The 19430-nt window shown below is 36.7% G+C and carries 16 protein-coding genes and 1 rRNA gene; 2 read left to right on the forward strand and 15 right to left on the reverse strand.

What is annotated here, in order from left to right; genetic code table 11:
* Positions 1-229, reverse strand: a 16S ribosomal RNA gene (locus tag BV906_RS07385); the annotation flags it as partial.
* A gap of 647 nt (positions 230-876) precedes the next feature.
* On the opposite strand from BV906_RS07385, the gene BV906_RS07390 reads away from it, so the two are divergent.
* A complete protein-coding gene (locus BV906_RS07390; protein ID WP_087972823.1) occupies positions 877-1152 on the forward strand; it encodes a YqhV family protein in 276 nt (91 codons plus the stop codon).
* Positions 1153-1793: 641 nt separating this feature from the next.
* Here the strand turns inward: BV906_RS07390 and BV906_RS07395 are convergent.
* Positions 1794-2642, reverse strand: a complete 849-nt coding sequence (locus BV906_RS07395) for a pyridoxamine kinase (protein WP_087972824.1) — start codon at positions 2640-2642, stop codon at positions 1794-1796.
* Between the two features lie 307 nt (positions 2643-2949).
* On the opposite strand from BV906_RS07395, the gene BV906_RS07400 reads away from it, so the two are divergent.
* A complete protein-coding gene (locus BV906_RS07400; protein ID WP_087972825.1) occupies positions 2950-3489 on the forward strand; it encodes an ECF transporter S component in 540 nt (179 codons plus the stop codon).
* Between the two features lie 374 nt (positions 3490-3863).
* On the opposite strand, the gene glnA is transcribed toward BV906_RS07400, so the two are convergent.
* The 13 genes from glnA to miaB all read right to left on the reverse strand — a co-directional run bounded on the left by glnA (position 3864) and on the right by miaB (position 18835).
* The gene (gene glnA, locus BV906_RS07405) at positions 3864-5201 is read right to left on the reverse strand and encodes a type I glutamate--ammonia ligase (protein ID WP_087972826.1); all 1338 of its coding nucleotides are present in this window, start codon (positions 5199-5201) and stop codon (positions 3864-3866) included.
* An 83-nt stretch (positions 5202-5284) separates the two neighbouring features.
* A complete protein-coding gene (locus BV906_RS07410) occupies positions 5285-5671 on the reverse strand; it encodes a MerR family transcriptional regulator (RefSeq protein ID WP_087972827.1) in 387 nt (128 codons plus the stop codon).
* Positions 5672-5795: 124 nt separating this feature from the next.
* Entirely contained in the window at positions 5796-7037 is a 1242-nt protein-coding gene (locus tag BV906_RS07415) for a methionine gamma-lyase family protein (RefSeq protein ID WP_087972828.1), read from the reverse strand.
* A 6-nt stretch (positions 7038-7043) separates the two neighbouring features.
* Positions 7044-8282 (reverse strand): GTPase HflX, encoded by a 1239-nt coding sequence (hflX, locus tag BV906_RS07420; RefSeq protein ID WP_087972829.1) that lies wholly within the window; start codon positions 8280-8282, stop codon positions 7044-7046.
* Between the two features lie 120 nt (positions 8283-8402).
* Positions 8403-9329 carry a stage V sporulation protein K gene (gene spoVK, locus BV906_RS07425; protein WP_087972830.1) on the reverse strand — a complete coding sequence of 309 codons (927 nt, stop codon included), beginning with the start codon at positions 9327-9329 and terminating at the stop codon, positions 8403-8405.
* 459 nt (positions 9330-9788) lie between these two features.
* Entirely contained in the window at positions 9789-10013 is a 225-nt protein-coding gene (gene hfq, locus BV906_RS07430; protein WP_087972831.1) for an RNA chaperone Hfq, read from the reverse strand.
* Positions 10014-10056: 43 nt separating this feature from the next.
* The gene (gene miaA, locus BV906_RS07435) at positions 10057-10986 is read right to left on the reverse strand and encodes a tRNA (adenosine(37)-N6)-dimethylallyltransferase MiaA (RefSeq protein ID WP_087972832.1); all 930 of its coding nucleotides are present in this window, start codon (positions 10984-10986) and stop codon (positions 10057-10059) included.
* 21 nt (positions 10987-11007) lie between these two features.
* Positions 11008-11457 (reverse strand): Dps family protein, encoded by a 450-nt coding sequence (locus BV906_RS07440; RefSeq protein WP_087972833.1) that lies wholly within the window; start codon positions 11455-11457, stop codon positions 11008-11010.
* Between the two features lie 101 nt (positions 11458-11558).
* Positions 11559-13409, reverse strand: a complete 1851-nt coding sequence (gene mutL, locus BV906_RS07445) for a DNA mismatch repair endonuclease MutL (RefSeq protein ID WP_281254126.1) — start codon at positions 13407-13409, stop codon at positions 11559-11561.
* 23 nt (positions 13410-13432) lie between these two features.
* Positions 13433-16012: a DNA mismatch repair protein MutS gene (mutS, locus tag BV906_RS07450; protein ID WP_087972834.1), complete on the reverse strand. Its 2580-nt coding sequence runs from the start codon at positions 16010-16012 to the stop codon at positions 13433-13435.
* 129 nt (positions 16013-16141) lie between these two features.
* Positions 16142-16702 (reverse strand): outer spore coat protein CotE, encoded by a 561-nt coding sequence (locus BV906_RS07455; protein WP_087972835.1) that lies wholly within the window; start codon positions 16700-16702, stop codon positions 16142-16144.
* Between the two features lie 146 nt (positions 16703-16848).
* The gene (locus tag BV906_RS07460) at positions 16849-17277 is read right to left on the reverse strand and encodes a YlbF/YmcA family competence regulator (protein WP_087972836.1); all 429 of its coding nucleotides are present in this window, start codon (positions 17275-17277) and stop codon (positions 16849-16851) included.
* 1 nt (position 17278) lies between these two features.
* Complete coding sequence (gene miaB / locus BV906_RS07465) at positions 17279-18835, reverse strand: tRNA (N6-isopentenyl adenosine(37)-C2)-methylthiotransferase MiaB (RefSeq protein WP_087972837.1); 1557 nt, start codon at positions 18833-18835, stop codon at positions 17279-17281.
* Between the last annotated feature and the right edge of the window lie 595 nt (positions 18836-19430).

Genomic DNA, 19430 nt, shown 5'->3' on the forward strand with positions numbered 1-19430 from the left:
CGTCTTTTAACTTTCCAACAGGAGTTAAAAAGTATTATCCGGTATTAGCTCACGTTTCCGCGAGTTATCCCGATCTTACAGGCAGGTTGCCCACGTGTTACTCACCCGTCCGCCGCTCGTTCCACAAGTTCACACCCCGAAGGGTGATCACTTGCTTCCCGCGCTCGACTTGCATGTATTAGGCACGCCGCCAGCGTTCGTCCTGAGCCAAGATCAAACTCTCCATAAAAGTGTTTGAATAGAATCAACATCAGTTAATTCCATTTGTGTTCTTAGCTTGTTGCATACTCAAAAAGTAAAACTTAATGAGTTGTTTAAAAAGAAAATCATGTTTTCTTTTCTTGACATACTGGTTGTTTTGTTCAGTTTTCAAAGAGCAAATTTATTAGCCAACTTATCAAAAGCGACTCTATTAATATACCATAAATCAGCCGTTAATGTCAACAATAAATTAATTATTTAACGTTGTTTTTTCGACAACTTTTATATCTTACCACTTTAAGTTTCAAAAGTCAAACGCGATTTCCTCGGCTTTGATAGAAATTATTGAAACACAAATTACGTATAGTTAAAACACGTTATTTAGCTGTGGGTAAATTATATTACTCTTGTAACTTCAAAAAGTCAATACTTTTTTTGATGTAGGTATTTTATATTTATCATGATATTACCTTAAGCTACTCTTAGCAAAATAGTAGCTTAAAGGAATATATGGATTCTTATTTTATAACTCATCTATCTAAACTGAGTAATGATAGTATTTTCAAGCACTTCTTCCCATATGCTGTTTAAAGAACATGCAAAGAAAGAAACTGTTTAGTCTTTTTGTGGACATGTAGGGTATATAATAGAAAATGCGAAAAACGGAGGATTAAAATGTTTACTTTACTAGAAAAAGCGGTAGTTTTAATGGCACTATTAAGGATGCTATCAGGTAGTATAGAAATATTTGCGGCTTATATGATGATTAGATTTAATGAAATTGAGAAAGCACTCATAATTAATAGCTCACTTGCCCTTGTCGGTCCACTGATTTTGATTATAACTACTACTATAGGATTAAATAGTGTAGCTGATAAGATCTCCTTTGATAAACTGATTTGGATTATATTAGGTGTCACATTTATTATTTTTGGGATAAAGAGCAACTAGTATAAACACGAGATTAGCCGCGCGAACTCCCTTATCGATTTTGTTTTATATGGTTCTATAATACTTTCTCGATTTATGTATCTCTAACGGACCATGCTGCATTATTCCATATAGAATCAAGTGCCAAAAAATGTATAAGAAAGAGTTAAAATCACACCATACCCATCTTCGTAGTAAAGCCAATGCATCTATTCGAGGCGATATAATAAGGAGTTAGAAGTAAGGTTACAAAGGCATTTATAACAAGCTTATTAAATCATCTATACGTAGGTACAAATAGGAACGTAATTAGATTGTTGTTGTCAGAAGAGCAAAAACATTTTGTTAGATAGTGTAAACTTAACTGCGAAGTAAGAACCCTCTCACTAACACAGTTTAGTTTAATCTTCCTACAATATAGACAGTTGCGATAAGAGCTTAAGATTTTAATCGATTGAACCTTCCATTTCATACTTAATTATTTTTGGTTTTTTTACTAGCACTTAGAAATCCTATCTATTGTAATCCTGCAATTATTACATCAATGTTAATATCGCTATTAGATTTACCTTCTCCCTTTAAGTTGGATTCATTTCAGTCAGCGGAGTTTACTAGTCCAATAACAGGGGATTAGATTTGATTTGACTTTTTTAATAGAACTTCTATAATAACATTCCTAAATATTTCTCAAAGTTAACCCCTTCTACTTCAGGAATTTGCTCTACTGTGGAATCACCGATGGCCTTTGACAGGAATGACACTGCAAGCTTTATAGATTTTTCCAGGTCCTCTCCGCGCATCATACTTCCCATCATCACGGATGCAAATAAATCACCAGTGCCAGAATAGCTTTTACCATTAAACTTCATCGCATGATAAAAGGTTTTACTCCCGTCCAAATACATATTTCCGATATACTGCTGATCTAATTCTACTGATGGTGGATTCACTCCAGTAATGATAACCTTAGCGCCAGTTTCTTGCCGCAAAATATTACCAGCTTCTTCTACGGCTTTCATATAGTCCTTCTCACTTGAGTAACTATGTAGTTTTTCGTAAGACATTCCAGATAACAAACAGCTCTCAGTAACATTTGGTGTAATCACATCTGCATGCATCACAAGCTCTCCCATACGTACCAACAATTGGTTGGTAAAATGTTTATAGACTTCTCCTATATCCCCCATAACTGGATCAACAAGTAAAGTCGTTTCTTTTGTATGAAATTTATCTAAAAAATAATAAATATTATTAATTTGCTCACTGCCAGTAACGAAGCCAGTATATATTCCATCAAAGGTTACATGAAGCTTACTCCATTCCTCTGTGAAATATTTCATTTTAGAAGTAAAATCTTCGTAAAAAAAACTCGGATAACCGGTTTGCGCAGAGAGTATTGCTGTTGGTAAAGGACATGCCTGCACGCCCATTACTGAAAGCACCGGTATCGCAGCTGTTAATGAGCATTTTCCAAAAGATGATAAATCTTGTAATACAGCAACTTTTTTCATAATAACCTCCATAAACTCTATTCATCTTAAACTTCGTCTATATTAATATTACCACATAGAAAATAATGTGGAAAAGGTCAAAAGAATATTGCAAAATTACTTACACAAATATTAACGGCACGCTCCAATTATATACTTCTATTGAATCATCAATAACTTAATTGCAGGGATTGTCTCTATCTTCTTTAAACTTGTATAATCTGCACTTTCACAAACTGACCCTAACGTTTTATATTAAATTGGTACTTTTGCAGATACCAATCTTTTGCTAAAGTTATAGAAAATTCTAGTAAGGAAGGTTTATAAATTGCAAAATACACAAAGTTATTTAAAGTCACGTCAAAAAACATTAGATCTAATTACAACATCAATGTTAATATCACTTGTTTTCGTTGCTACTCTCTTTTTGAATATCAGACTACCTATTTCTGCAAACGGAGGTTTAGTTCATCTAGGAACAGCAATGTTGTTTATTGCATCTATTTTATTTGGCCCTAAAAAAGGGGCTCTTGCTGGAGCGATAGGAATGGGATTATTCGATATGTTCGGGGGTTGGGTCTTATGGGTACCTATCACCATTCTAGCACGTGGTTTGCAAGGTTACATTGTTGGTAAAATTGCTTGGTTAAATGGTCACAATGGTGACAGTATTTCCTTAAATTTAACTGCAACAATTGTTTCCATCCCATTTATGTCAGCTGTTTATTACATTGGTGAAGGAATTCTATACGCTAATTGGATTGCACCCTTAGCTTCGATACCTGGTGACCTCCTTCAAAATATATTAGGAATTATAATTGCCTTGCCAATTTGTGTTGCTTTGAAAAAAATCCCTTCTTTTAAATAGTAATATTTTCTATGTTCAACTGATTGCTCTCCTTCGTATTTGTTTTAAATTTATTATGTCAAAGTGTATACAAGTATATTTCTATATTTGTATACACAAAGGTTTAGTTACTCCCCAATATTAGGTATTATATTTAAAATAGATAATTACAAACCAAAACTATAGGAGTAGAGGTTTCATAGCTGATATCTACACCCATGTGTCTAAAAAGATGGAACAAAAAAATACCGCTCAGTTGAATCGTACCTGAACGATATTTTAAATGAAGACATCTTATTATTTTGTGATTTTTGGTGGGTGTTTCGTGACTGTAACCTACGAATAAACTCAAAAACAATCCGAATACTCACGAAACAAACCCTATCATATCAAACTTAATAGTTAGTCAAGTACTGCTCACGTTCCCACGGATGTACAGTCGTTCTAAACATATCCCATTCAATTTCCTTCGCTTCGATAAAGTGTTCGTATAAGTGTTCGCCAAGAGCGCTCACGAGAACTTCATCTTTTTGTAATTCTTCCAAAGCATCGGCAAGTGTTGCTGGTAGGTCTTTGATACCGTTAGCTTCACGTTCAGCTTTATTCATTACATAAATGTTCCGGTCAATTGCAACAGGTGCTTCCATGTTATTTTCGATACCATCTAGTCCCGAAGCCAATAAAACAGCTAATGCCAAATATGGGTTTGCAGAAGGGTCTACACTTCGAGCCTCGATACGGGTACTTAATCCCCTTGAACTTGGTACACGAACCAATGGACTACGGTTTGAACCAGACCAAGCTACATAGCAAGGTGCTTCATAACCAGGAACCAATCGTTTGTAAGAGTTTACTGTTGGGTTTGTCACAGCCGTAAAATTAGTAGCATGTTCCAATATACCAGCAAGGAAACTAAATGCCTTTTCACTTAATTGCATGTCACCATTCTCAGCAAAGAATACATTTTCTCCGTCTTTAAATAAGGACATATTCACATGCATTCCAGAACCATTTACACCGAATAACGGCTTTGGCATAAATGTTGCGTGTAAATTATGTTTTCTGGCAATCGTTTTAACTACTAATTTAAATGTTTGAATATCATCTGCGTGTTTAACAGCATCCGAATATTTAAAATCAATTTCATGTTGTCCAGGAGCTACTTCATGGTGGGATGCTTCAATTTCAAAGCCCATTTCTTCAAGTTCTAGCACGATATCTCTACGGCAGTTTTCACCTAAATCAGTCGGAGCCAAGTCAAAATATCCACCGTGGTCATTTAATTCCAATGTCGGATTGCCTTTTTCATCCAGTTTAAACAAAAAGAATTCTGGTTCTGTACCGATATTGAATGCGTCAAATCCAAGTTCTTCCATTTTTTTCAAATTACGTTTCAAATTATATCTCGGACAACCTTCAAACGGAGTTCCATCTGGATTATAAATATCACAGATAAAACGTGCTACCTTACCCTTATCTGATGTCCATGGAAAAACAACGAAAGTATCCAAATCAGGATATAATTTCATATCTGACTCTTCAATACGGACAAAACCTTCAATCGAAGAACCATCAAACATCATTTCATTAGCCAACGCCTTATCTAATTGGCTTAAAGGAATTTCCACGTTTTTGATGTTACCGAGCATATCCGTGAATTGCAAACGAATAAACCTTACATTTTCTTCTTTAATTTGTTGAATAATTGCTTCTCTCGTGAATCTCTTTCCCATTCTTTCTCCTCCAATTTTTAAGTGTTTCACCATCAGAAAAACGCAGCACCGGTCATATGTAAAGAGCTTTATTTTTCCAATACCTATTTTACAAAAAATCTTGATAATTCACCTTGTCTTAAACTCGTTCTTCCAAATCTGCCTGCATCTTTTAGTTCATTTCGCAAAATAGATCTAAGTTCCTCGTCGGATAAATCGGAACCTACTCGCTTGCTTACTTCACTTTTTATTTCCTTTGTAAGCAAGAGTTTAATTCCGGCCATATTAATGCCTTTATCCAGCAAATTCTTAATTTCCAACAGCTTGTCAACATCATTGAAAGAGAATAATCTCTGATTGCCAGAAGTGCGTTCTGGTGTAATCAGTTCATTTTCTTCGTAATATCTAATTTGCCTCGCTGTCAGTTCAGTCAATTTCATAACGATGCCTATCGAGAATAAGGGCATTGAACGACGATCTTTATCATTCAAAAGATGACCCCCTAAAAGATTTCTTAAGGTAATTATAAATTTTGTGAGGTAACTTGTCAATCCTATGTCAGATTATCTAACATGAATGAAATTTACAAAGCGATACTTTAGTAATCTACCCTTTTCACTCTATTATAAACCCCTTATCAATTAAAACTTTTACAGATTCCAGTATTGCGATCTTTATATGTGCATATGTAAGTCCGCCTTGAACATAGGCGGTATACGGAGCTCTAATTGGCCCATCTGCAGATAACTCTATACTTGCACCCTGTATAAAAGTTCCAGCAGCCATAATTACTTTATCTTCGTAGCCCGGCATTTCGCTTGGGTATGGCGTAACATAGGAGTTTACCGGAGAATTCTGTTGGATTGCCTGACAAAATGCAATCATTTGCTCTGCTTCCGGAAAAGTTACCGATTGAATTAAATCTGTACGTTGATCGAGATAACCTGGAGATGTACTGAATCCAGCCAATTCCAGAAATCTTGCTGTTAATACAGCACCTTTTAATGCTTCACCAACTATATGTGGAGCAAGAAAGAATCCTTGATACATTTCTTGAAGCATATTAAAAGTTGCACCAGTTTCCTTGCCAAGTCCTGGTGCAGTTAATCTGTTTGCACATTGTTTAATTAAATCATGACGACCAACAATATAGCCACCAGCTCGTACAATACCACCGCCAGGATTTTTTATTAAAGAACCTGCCATGAGGTCTGCACCAACATGGAGCGGTTCTTGTTCTTCAACAAATTCACCATAACAATTATCAACAAAAACAATAATATCCTGGTTGATCTCTTTAACAAAACGCACCATCTCACCAATTTCGTCGACTGTAAAGGATGGTCTATTATCATAGCCTTTCGAACGTTGAATACCGATAACTCTTGTCTTTTCATTCATGGCCTTTTTTACTGCCGAATAATCAACAAATCTGTCTTCTTTTAATGAAACTTCCTTGTACAGAATTTGAAAATCACGTAGAGAACCCGAATTATTTCCACGTATTCCAATTACTTCTTCAAGCGTGTCATAGGGTTTGCCTGTAATGTACATTAGCTCTTCACCAGGTCGCAATAGACCAAAAAGCGCGGTGGTTATAGCATGTGTACCCGACACGATTTGTGGTCTTACAAGTGCGTCATCACCACCAAAAACATCCGCATATACTGCTTCCAGTGCTTCTCTTCCTAAATCATCATAGCCGTAGCCACTTGTCGAATTAAAATGACTGTCACTAATTCGATTCTTAATAAAAGCATCAAGTACACGTTTCTGATTTATTTCTACGACGCGATTAATTTTTTTATGTTGTTTGCTGCAATCTTCTTCCGCTTGACCTATTAATGATTCAACCATGTACTATTATTGCCCCTTTAATAAGCTATTCAATGAATGACTTTTTCTTACAAACCCACTAATAACATAATTATTTTTCTCTTCATCAAATACTTTGTTTTTTATAATTGTTTCTGTATTAATTTTGTTTAGTAATTTTCCATTTTCAGGATCCAATACCACGTTATAACTGTTCCATTCCTCTGTCATAATTTCTTCAATTTTTTTCAGAACTGCTTGAATATCATTTTGTTCATAAGCACTCATAAGCATATATGGGTGATTCATCGGTATAAAATCACTTTCAATAAGATCTTTTTTATTATATAAAGTAAGCATTGGTAATTTTTGTGCATCCAGGTCTTCTAGTAATCCGTTAACTGTATCCTGTTGCTGAATTTGATCAGGATGTGATCCATCTACAACATGCAGCAGGAAATCTGATGCTGTAACTTCTTCCAAAGTAGAACGAAATGACGCAATTAGCGATGTCGGTAGCTCCTGTAGGAAACCAACCGTATCCGTAATAAGAGCTTCAAAACCGGAAGGCAGCCTTATTTTTCTTGTTAAAGGATCTAAGGTGGCAAATAGAAGATTCTCCTCCAGTGATTCACTTTGCGTTAATCGATTAAATAATGTAGACTTCCCCGCATTTGTGTATCCTACAATTGCAATTTGAAAGACATCGTTACTTTTTCTGTTTTTACGGTATTGATTCCTTTGCTTTACAATTAGTTTCAATCTGCGCTTAATATCATAAATTCGTCTCTCTATATGCCGTCTGTCTGATTCTAACTTTGTTTCACCTGGCCCTCTTGTACCGATGCCCCCACCAAGTCTTGACATTGCAACACCTTGGCCATGAAGCCTTGGCAGCATGTATTCCAATTGGGCAAGCTCCACTTGAAGCTTGCCTTCCTTCGTTCTGGCACGCATGGCAAAAATATCCAAAATAAGCTGGCTTCTATCAATGATTCTTACACCAATTTCATCAGTCAAGTTTCTCAGTTGACCTGCTGAAAGTTCGTCATTCGAAATAACAAGGTCAATATCATTTTCATCGACCATTTCTTTTATCTCAACAATTTTCCCTTCACCAATATAGGTAGCGGGATGGATTCGGTTTCTTTTTTGAGTCACAACTTTCTCGACTACACCACCTGCTGTTCTACCAAGGGAAATCAATTCATCCAAAGAAGATTGAAATCGGTCTTCCGTTTGTTTTCTGCTTTTCACGGCAATGATAAGTATATTTTCCTGGGACATTAACAGACCTCTTTCTTTACTACAATTTGATATTAAATGAACTCTGCAGCTGTTAATAAGCATATTCGCCACATTATATGTTAACTCAATCATATCAAATAATACTTTCGAAACAAATCATTAACTATATCCACGATCAAGCTGCAAATCATTTCCCGTCAATAATATAAGATCTTTCGAAGTATAGCTGTTTTGTCTTAATAACCTTACTGCATGCAACCTAATTGCCTGTTCAATGACATTTCTTACATATCTTGCATTGGAAAAGTTTCTTGGTTTTTCCTGCAGCTTCTTATATAGGTGATTCCGAAGTTCCCATTCTGCTTCTTTCGATAGATTATATTCCCGCTCCTTGGCCATCCTACCCGCAATTTCCATTAGCTGTCCCACTTCATAATCATCAAATTCCAATATGAATGGGAAACGAGATTCCAGTCCCGGATTAAATGTTAAAAAACGGTCCATCTCATATGGATAACCAGCAAGTATAAGAACAAGATCTTGATGTTCGTCTTCCATATGTTTCACAAGTGTATCAATCGCTTCTTTACCAAAATCCTTTTCACCGCCACGTGCCAGGGAATATGCTTCATCAATAAAAAGGACCCCTCCCATTGCTTTCTGGATTACAGCTCGCGTTTTTTGAGCAGTCTGCCCAATATATTCCCCTACTAAGTCCGCTCTTTCCGCTTCGATAAAATGACCTTTGGAAAGGATATTCATATCTCGATATATTTTAGCAATCTTCCTCGCTACAGTCGTTTTACCTGTACCTGGATTACCTTTAAAAAGCATATGAAGTACTTGTTTGGAATCCCTTAATCCCAATTCTCTTCTTTTTTCATTAATCAATATGGTCGCATAGATTTCTTTTATGGAAGTTTTTAAATTTTTCATGCCGACAAATGATGAAAATTCATGCTCAATAAGCTTCAATGGACTATTTTCAATCGACTTCACATTGCTTGTTGGCTGATAGTCACTTTTATCCCGATCCTGTAAAATGATATTAATTTTTCCATTTTTATAGCCTTGCACTTGTGCCATTCCATCACCCCTTACTCTTCCACAGTATACGCAAATGCCTATAAGAGGGTGACAATAGCCTAGTAATTTTATATAATGGCAGTTTTTTAAAAGATTGTGGTTTTGCCACAAAATCGGTAAACTGCACACATAAGATAAACTTCGGCGACCGCTCTGGAAAATACACCGCGCGCATCCTAAGGCGACAGGTGAGCCCCTTCATGCTAACGCATTTCAGGGTCTCACCTATGCCTCTCTTCCCGTAAGATTCTCCGTGTATTTCTCAGAGCTAGTTAGAAGTGGCTTGCAATTACTATACCCGCCATAGCTAAAATAACATCATACAACTCCTCCAGTCTGGGTGAGCGGGGGGTGGTGGCCCCTGCGGGAAAAGCACATCCTGATAGAAATCAACAGGTAATTAAGAAAAGAAAGCTGCCCAATTTAAAAACGGACGCTGTTTTAGCGTCCGTTTCGAATCTATTCTTTATCAAGTGTTACGTTTTTCACTGGTGCAAAGGTGGAAATAGCATGTTTGAAGATTAGTTGCTGTTTCCCGTCTGTTTCCAGTAAAACTGTAAAATTATCAAAGGCTTTAATAATACCCCTTAATTGAAAACCATTTGTCAAAAATACAGTAACCGAAATATGATTCTTTCTTAATTGATTTAAATACTGGTCCTGGATATTAACTGCTTGAGCCATGGAAGTTCCTCCTCTTTTCTATCTGTATTAATTAATTCTACCATTATTTCAAAATTCCTGCTAATTCGTCTAAAATATTTGCGAATTGCTTATCAATCGTTGCAGGTGTCATATGAAACCATGTTAAATCCATTTTGTTCCGAAACCAGGTAAGCTGCCTTTTCGCGTATCTTCTTGAGTTACGTTTTAATAATTCAATCGTCTCTTCTAGACTTTGCTCATTCTTAAAGTATGGTATGAATTCTTTATATCCAATTGCGTTCATTGATTGGCAGTTTTCATAGCCCTTCGCATATAAATTTTTCACTTCATCCAAGAGGCCATCCTTCATCATATGATCCACCCGTTCATTTATCCGGCGATACAGTAGTTCCCTTTCCATATCGAGACCTAGTAATATTGGTTTATATGGTGATTCCATTGACTGGTTTTCCTTGTATGCAGTCATCGTCATTCCCGTCGATTCATAGATTTCCAACGCCCTAATTACCCGTCTGTGATTATTGGGATGAATTTTTTCAGCCTGTTCTGGATCAATTTCTACTAAACGGTTGTATAGTGGCATAATCCCTTCTGATTCAATAATTTCTTCCATCTTATTTGTAATTGTATGATCCCTTTTTGCTTCGGAAAAATTATAGTCATACAATGCAGCCTGGATATAAAGGCCGCTGCCACCAACGATAATCGGCAAGTTACCACGTGCTGTAATATCATTTATGTATTTTTGCACATTCTCTTTAAAATCAGAGACAGAGAATTCCTGATCGGCTTCCCTAATATCAAGCATATGATGTGTGATACCTTGCATTTCAGAGGGCTTAATTTTCGCGGTGCCGATATCAAGCCCCTTATAGACTTGCATGGAGTCACCACTGATAACCTCACCATTGAATTTTTTTGCAATTTCGATGCTAAGATTTGTTTTTCCTACTGCGGTCGGACCCATGATTGAAATAACATTTTTTTTCATTCGTACTCCCCTATATTACTTTTATTTATAGGCAGAATATGCTTTCAACATCCAGATATCCTTCTCAAGCTTCCCTTGAAGATCTGTTAACATATCTGCAGTCGGATCATCATTAAATTTAACCGCAAGCTCCATTCCCGATTGATTAATTTCTGAAACTATTTGGGTATAATCTTCAATTAGCTGTGCGATTATTTCTGTTTCTTTATCATCAGCAGTCGCTTCTTCCAACGTTGACTCTTTTAGGTATTTGATCATCGTTGCAAGAGGTTTTCCATCAATCATTAGAATTCTCTCTGCTATCGTATCTAAATCCTCGGCAAAACGATTATACATTTCTTCAAATTTTTCGTGGAGTAAAAAGAAATGCCTGCCTTGTACATACCAGTGATAGCGGTGCAGTTTCACATACATCACAACGTAGTTGGAAAGCATTTGGTTTAAAAAATTAATTAGTTTCTGGTTTTCCAATTTCCACACCTCGATTTTTAAATGCCAAGTGACTATATCCATTCATTTGGCTATTAGCTTTTATGCATAGCTTCGTCGATATATGGAAATTTTATACATATTTACATAACCCTTTTAAACATTTTTTCTAATTCATACGTGGAGAAATGTACGATAATCGGCCTGCCATGTGGACATGTAAATGGGTCTGTCGTTTGACGTAAATCTTCCAGTAATCGGAACATTTCATCTTGATTCAAATAGTGATTCGCTTTAATGGATCGTTTACAAGACATGAGAATGGCTGCTTCTTCCCGGATTGATTCCACATTTACCTTTTCCTCATTAATGATTTGATCAACCATTTCCCGGATTACTTCTTCTTCAAATCCGGTTGGAAACCAATTTGGATGGGAACGGATAACATAGGTCTGATTTCCGAATTCCTCAAAAAATAAGCCTACCTTTTCAAAATCCTCTTTATACTGGTCAATAAAAATGGCTTCCTGTTTGGAAAATTCAAATGTCATCGGTAAAAGCAACTCTTGTGATTCATTAAATGGCTTTCCTAGTTTTCCCTTAAAAAATTCGTATTTAATTCTTTCCTGTGCAGCATGCTGGTCAATCATATAAAGCCCATTTTCATTTTGCGCCATGATATAAGTACCTTGTAATTGTCCAATCGGATATATTGTTGGCACACGGGGTTGATCTGCCTCTGTTACTCGTGTATCTGTTTTTGTGAAATCAATAGTTATATCGTTATTATCTGATTGAGCCCCAACATTTTTTGTTTCATACTCTTCAGTAGATTGTGAGCTAATACTTTTCTTATCTGTAATCCGGGGTATTGATTCATGAATTACCTCTTGATCCTGCTGCGTAAACGTATCTCCTGAAAAGTTTCTCTTCACTGTATCATCAAAATCAATTGCATGTTGGAATGACTTTTCTTTTACTTTCGGTTTTTGTTCGATTTCTGGAATTAATGTCATTTCACGGAATCTATCTTTGATTGTCTGTTCAATGGCAGTATATAATTCTCTATCCTTACTAAAACGTACTTCAAGCTTGGCTGGATGTACGTTTACATCAACCAGTATGGGGTCCATATCAATTGTGAGAACAACAATAGGTGAACGTCCAATTGGCAACAAGGTATGATAGGCACGCAAAATCGCCTGTGTTAAGGGGGCATTTCTAATATAACGGCCATTAATAATCGTTGATACATAGGCTCTTGATGCCCTTGTAATTTCAGGCTTGGCAATGTAGCCTTCGATAGAAAAATCCAGTGTTTGATGTTTGATTGGCAGCATATTCTTCGCTACATTCATACCGTATATTTGAGAAATAACCTGCAGTAGATCACCCGTTCCAGAAGTTTTAAATAAGCCTTTACCATTATGCGTTGCTTCGAAACGTATTTCTGGATGGGAAAGTGCCATCCTGTTTAGAAGATCTGTGACATGTCCTAATTCGGTATGAAGGCTCTTCATATATTTAAGTCTTGCAGGTGTATTAAAGAAAAGGTCCCTAACTGTAATCTCTGATCCTTTCCGTGCGTCACTTTTGTTCTTCTCCAGTACTTTTCCACCTTCCAAGGATAAAAACGTGCCTGCCTTGTCACCTTGCGATGTTTTAATTTGTAATTTGCTTACCGACGAAATACTTGCTAATGCTTCTCCACGAAAGCCAAGTGTTCGTATATGAAATAAATCTGTTTCATTTCTGATCTTACTTGTTGCATGTCTCAGGAATGCAATTTCTGCGTCTTCTTCTGACATGCCATCCCCGTTATCAGTTATTTTAATCTCCTGTAAACCTGCTTCTATTATATCTACCTTGATCCAACTACTGTTTGCATCAATACTGTTTTCTACTAGTTCTTTTACTACAGATGCAGGACGTTCCACGACTTCCCCTGCTGCTATTTTATTTGCCAGCGCATCTGACATTTGAATGATACTCACGCAAACATCCCTTTCGAGTAAAACTATTGCTTAATATCTTTTTGAAGCTGATATAACTCATTCATTGCCTCCATAGGCGTCATTTCAAACAAATTCATTTCCTTCAAATCATTGATTACTTTTTCTTGATTTGCTGGTTGGTTTTCTTCTTTTTCAACTGTTTTATTTCCATCCGCAAAGAAAGACAGTTGGCCAGATTCGGTTTTTTCTGCAGTTGGTGCTAATTTTTCATCGCTTTCCAACTGTTCAAGAATTGCTGTTGCCCTTTCAATCAATACCTCTGGAAGGTCTGCAAGTTTTGCGACATGAATCCCATAGCTTTGATCTGCTGCACCTTCTTTAATCTGGTGCAGGAATACAACATTCCCCTCATGTTCTTCTGCACGAACATGAATGTTTTTCAAGTTCGCTAACGAATCTTCAAGTGCTGTTAATTCGTGATAATGGGTCGAAAATAACGTTTTAGCATGAATATTATTATGAATAAACTCCACAATCGCTTGTGCCAGTGCCATGCCATCATACGTACTTGTACCTCGTCCTATCTCGTCCAATAAAATTAGACTTCGATCCGTTGCATTTGCAATGGCATGATTTGCTTCCAGCATTTCGACCATAAAGGTACTTTGTCCAGACACAAGATCATCTGCTGCACCAATACGCGTGAATATTTGATCGAATATAATTAAATCAGCATCATCACATGGTACAAAACAACCTATTTGCCCCATGATTACGGTTAGTGCCAACTGTCTCATATACGTACTCTTACCTGACATATTCGGACCGGTAATCAGTAATATATTTTTATTTTCGTCAAGAGAAATATCATTTGGAACGAACGAACCATCCTTCATGACTTGTTCAATAACTGGATGTCGTCCATTTTTGATGTTCAATTTATTTCCTACAAATTTTGGACGCTTATAATTATTCGTTTCGCTAACAGTAGCAAATCCTTGCAAGACATCAATTTCACTTACAACATCGGCCAGATGCTGAACTACTGGAATATGTTCCTTGATCATCTCTCTTATTTCTATAAACAATGTATATTCTAGGTCTACGCTTTTCTCTTCCGCTTCCAGTATAATTTCTTCTTTTTCCTTTAATTCAGGTGTAATATAACGTTCTGCATTTGCTAGTGTCTGCTTTCGTTCATATCTTCCCTCAGGCAAAAGATGTAAATTAGACTTGGTTACCTCAATATAATAGCCAAACACCCGATTGAAACCTATTTTTAAAGACTTGATATTCGTTTCCTGTTTTTCTTTTTTTTCAAGTTCAGCTATCCATTTTTTACCGTTCTTTGTTGCATATCTATACGTATCCAACTGCTCATTGTATCCATCCTTAATGATAGATCCTTCTTTTATAGATATCGGGGGATCTTCTTTAAGACTGCTTTCCAGTAACTCCAAAATATTATCAGGGGAAATCAGATTATCTGCTAATCTACTGATTTCTTTCTTGTTGAATTGATATAAGTTATGTTTCAGTTCAGGTATTTTTTGCAAAGAATGTTTCAATTGAATTAAATCTCTTGCATTTACATTACCAAACGCAATTCTGCCAGCCAATCGTTCCAAATCGTAGACCGATTTTAAAGTATCTCGTAATGAATCCCGCTCCATAAAGCCACGATAGAATCCAGCCACTATTTCCAACCGTTCTTCAATTTTATTTTTATTAAGTAATGGCCTCTCAAGCCATTTCTTTAGCATTCGGGACCCCATTGCTGTTGCTGTCTTATCCAAGACCCATAACAAACTTCCATACTTACCTTTTTTAATAATTGTCTCCGTTAGTTCCAGATTTCGTTTGGAATACATATCGAGTGATAAGTATTGTTTAAGCTCAATTACTTTTGCTTTCTGAAGATGGTCCAGTGTTCGTTTCTGTGTATGCTGGATATAATTCAAAAGTCTGCTGAATGCTGTAAGCAAGCGCTCGTCATTCAGACCTTCAGTAAGATTACGATATTCCGCATTAAATGTTACTTCATCCTGGTATGATAGCGTAACATTTAATCGCTCCTCTAATTGTATTTGCAATTCATCCGACAAATCAGAAGAAATGACGATTTCCTTTATTGGTTGGTTGTATAATTCATGGATAACGGCATCCCAGCCACTGGAAATAAGCGCTAATTGGTTTTCCCCGGTCGATAAATCATTGTAGACAATCACATAGGAACCATCATTAAATTGGGACAAGCTAGCAATATAGTTATTCTCGCCCTCTTTTAACATCGTACTTTCCATTACCGTACCAGGTGTAATCAGCTGCACGACTTCCCGCTTAACGACACCTTTTGCAGTTTTTGGATCTTCCACTTGTTCACAAATTGCTACTTTGTATCCTTTTTCAATTAATGTCTTAATATAATTCTCAGCCGCGTGGTAAGGAACACCACACATTGGTATGGGGTCTCCTTTTCCTCCCCCTCGTTTCGTAAGTGTTATTTCCAGTTCTCTTGATGCATGAATTGCATCATCATAAAAAAGTTCATAGAAATCACCTAATCTGTAAAATAAAAATGAATCTTGGTATTCTGCTTTGATTTTTATGTATTGTTCCATCATTGGTGTATGCTTAGCCATCTTTTTTCCTCCAACTACCTAAAACTTTCTTCTGCAATTATAGCATAAAATAAAAGAGATAGCAGACACGTATTGGCTCCTGCTATCTCGGTTAAAGAGAATGAATGTATTATAAACCTCATTCATTATTTAATCTTTTTTATGAAAGAAATCTGTCTTAACATCTTTGACTTCATCATCCGTTACTTTGTGGTCCCATGAGTCGTCATCGTCATCGTTATCCCAATCTGGATTTACTTTTACGAATATTTTTGTGTCACCGATGATTTGAACGATGAATTCCCGCTCAATATCAACAGTAACTTTACTTCCACTGCTTGCAATTTTGCATTCCAGGCAGTTCGGTTGCTGGATTACTTTTGCGATCACATCATATTCGTCATTGATGGAATTATCATCTTTCACAGACAGTGGAATAATGTCAGTGTACGTCACTCTTTCGGTAACCACTTCTGTCTTTGTGTTGTCATTAAAGGAATACCAGATATTGATATCATAGCTACCATTAATTTCGACCGTGTCTTCGGATTTCTTCTTCGCATTATATAAATGGTTGATCACCCAGCAACCTAAAATGCTTGAAGGCCGATGTGACGGAGAGATGGAATGGGATTCCTTTGAGAACTTTCGCCCTTTACCACAGACAGCTTTCGTTATGATCTCTCTATATTCTTTATCAAGAAAAGTCATGATTACTTTTACCTCCTCTATTTACATTGTCATTTTATGCAAGACAAATACCTAAAGTGCATAGCATTTTAGGAAAAGAAGAATGTAAGGCGATTATAACGGGATAAACAACAAAACCGGGCATATTTCCTGCCCGGCTTTAGAAGTTAATTTGTGCATCCAGAGTTATTTTTAGCTTTAGAACCAGTTTCACCGGCAAGTACGTCTCCGCCAGTTGATTCAATTACTTGGTTGGTTACTTCACGTGCAATTGTTTTCGTAACAAGTTGCAGTACATCATTTACAACTATTTGTGTTTCTTTAAATTCTTGTACAACTGGTATGTCATCTATTTCCGCTTGTACTCGGTCAATTTCTTCCTCTATTCGTTTCAAGGCTTCTCTTTTTTCATAAGCCTGGAAATTAACTGCCTGTTTTTGTAATGTTTTAATTTTCTGGATTAGTTTTTGCACTTTCTTACTTTCATTTATTTTTGCTTCAACCTGCTTGAAACGGTCAATTTCTTCCGTACTGGCAAGCATATTTGCTAATTTTTTCGCTTCATCCATTACTTCTTTGCGACTATATTCAACCATATTAGTTCACCTCAACTGTACTTTCCACCATTATACCATTTAATGACCATGTTTTGGCTTCTGTTATTTTAACTTCTACAATTTTGCCTATAGACGATTTCGGTCCTTTGAAATTCACAAGCTTATTTCTTTCTGTATATCCAGCCAGAACATCCGGGTCTTTTTTACTTTCACCTTCAACAAGAACTTTAACCGTCTTTCCGTCATACGTTTTCATCGATTCAGCAGATTGTTTATTCACAAGGTCATTTAAGCGATATAAGCGTTGTTTTTTAACCTCTTCAGGTATGTCGTCTTTCTTACGCGCTGCTGGAGTACCTTCACGTGGTGAATAGATATAAGTGTAGGCAGCTTCAAAACCTACTTCTTCCATAAGTGTCATTGTCTCCTCGAATTGTTCTTCTGTTTCGTTCGGGAATCCAACAATGATATCTGTTGTTAAGGTAGTATTCGGCATCGCTTTTCGGATTTTCTGAACCAATTCCAAATACTCTTCCCTTGTGTATTTTCGGTTCATCTTTTTAAGGATTTCACTGCTGCCGGACTGTACCGGTAAATGGATGTGATCAAGTAAATTACCACCCTGTGCTAGAACTTCAATTAAACGATCATCAAAATCCCTTGGATGTGATGTCGTAAAACGGACACGGGGAATATCTATTTTATGAATAGCATTCATCAAATCGCCTAGTCCATATTCAAGATCCTCGAAGTCTTTGCCATAGGCATTTACATTCTGACCCAGTAATGTGACTTCCTGATAGCCTTGTGCCACAAGATGACGTACTTCCTGAATGATATCTTCTGGTCGACGACTTCGTTCTTTACCACGTGTCATTGGGACGATACAGTATGTACAGAATTTATCACAGCCATACATAATGTTTACCCAAGCTTTGATTTTCCCTTTACGAACTTTAGGAAGGTTTTCAATTACGTCGCCTTCTTTGGACCAAACCTCGACAATCATTTCTTTACCGAACATTGCTTCTTTCACTAACTGTGGTAGACGATGTATATTATGTGTACCGAAAATAAGATCAATATGCTGATGTTTTTTTAGAATTCGGTCTACTACAGACTCTTCCTGAGACATACATCCACATACACCAATTATAAGGTCGGGGTTTTCCAATTTAAGTGGCTTTAAATGACCAATTTCCCCAAACACTTTATTTTCGGCATTTTCACGGATTGCACAAGTATTTAGTAAGATGATATCTGCTTCATCTGTAATGGAAGTTGATTCATACCCCATTTCCGTTAGAATTCCGGCCATTACCTCGGTATCATGTTCATTCATCTGGCAACCATACGTACGTATCAAGAATTTCTTACCTTTTCCAATATTAGCTACATCTTCTGGTATTGAGAAGTCATAATGAAATTGAACATCTTCATTACGTCGCTTTCTTGCTTTTTTTATATCTGGTGATTGCTGTTCATAGCTCGTTTGAAAATATTTAGCAATCATATCGTCACTTGACGCACTTTTAATACGCTCAACATTATCGACTTGATTTATTTGTGCTTGCTGTTTTCGTTGTTCTTCGTTCATTACGAATCTCCTTTCTATCTAAAAGATTATATGTATAGGTATACAATAGAACAGTATAATGCTTCTTATTAAATTTAACAATACTTGTGAGAATAGCGCAAATAAAAAACCTCCCTATCGATTATAGGAAGGTTACCTTAATTCAGGCTGTTTTTGCATAGATTGCTGTTGTCCGGGATTGCTCTGGGCGGATGCGCATCCTTAGGGCACGACCTCAGCCTCCGAAGAGAAAACCACTCTGCGGGGGCTTCGGATACGTGCTGTTCCCGTAGGAGTCACCGCTCAGAGTAATCCCGGACTAGTAAAGCTTTTTTATGGAAGAATTCTTTGTCATTATTTCAGCTAAAGATTTTCATTATTGGAAAACACTATACTAGCAGCCGTATACACGAAGACTCCTGTGGGAGGAAAGGCATCGGTGAGACTCCGAAGTGCGATAGCACAAGGTGGCTCACCAGCCGCCCATAGAAAGGGAGTGTATGGCAGGCTGCGGTTGCATAAGTAATTTGCTTCCAATATTAGTGTCACAGATCTAACTTAAATAGAAGTTACGTCGTAGTTTATAGAAACTGCGACGGTTGAAAGAGTAACAAAA

Source organism: Oceanobacillus rekensis (assembly GCF_002153375.1).
GTDB classification, from domain to species: Bacteria; Bacillota; Bacilli; order Bacillales; family Amphibacillaceae; genus Oceanobacillus; species Oceanobacillus rekensis.

Coding starts and splice junctions, on each gene's coding strand:
- BV906_RS07390 (WP_087972823.1), top strand. CDS start 877: ATGTTTACTTTACTAGAAAAAGCGGTAGTTTTAATGGCACTATTAAGG.
- BV906_RS07395 (WP_087972824.1), bottom strand. CDS start 2,642: ATGAAAAAAGTTGCTGTATTACAAGATTTATCATCTTTTGGAAAATGC.
- glnA (WP_087972826.1), bottom strand. CDS start 5,201: ATGGGAAAGAGATTCACGAGAGAAGCAATTATTCAACAAATTAAAGAA.
- BV906_RS07415 (WP_087972828.1), bottom strand. CDS start 7,037: ATGGTTGAATCATTAATAGGTCAAGCGGAAGAAGATTGCAGCAAACAA.
- hflX (WP_087972829.1), bottom strand. CDS start 8,282: ATGTCCCAGGAAAATATACTTATCATTGCCGTGAAAAGCAGAAAACAA.
- spoVK (WP_087972830.1), bottom strand. CDS start 9,329: ATGGCACAAGTGCAAGGCTATAAAAATGGAAAAATTAATATCATTTTA.
- hfq (WP_087972831.1), bottom strand. CDS start 10,013: ATGGCTCAAGCAGTTAATATCCAGGACCAGTATTTAAATCAATTAAGA.
- miaA (WP_087972832.1), bottom strand. CDS start 10,986: ATGAAAAAAAATGTTATTTCAATCATGGGTCCGACCGCAGTAGGAAAA.
- mutS (WP_087972834.1), bottom strand. CDS start 16,012: ATGGCTAAGCATACACCAATGATGGAACAATACATAAAAATCAAAGCA.
- BV906_RS07455 (WP_087972835.1), bottom strand. CDS start 16,702: ATGACTTTTCTTGATAAAGAATATAGAGAGATCATAACGAAAGCTGTC.
- BV906_RS07460 (WP_087972836.1), bottom strand. CDS start 17,277: ATGGTTGAATATAGTCGCAAAGAAGTAATGGATGAAGCGAAAAAATTA.
- miaB (WP_087972837.1), bottom strand. CDS start 18,835: ATGAACGAAGAACAACGAAAACAGCAAGCACAAATAAATCAAGTCGAT.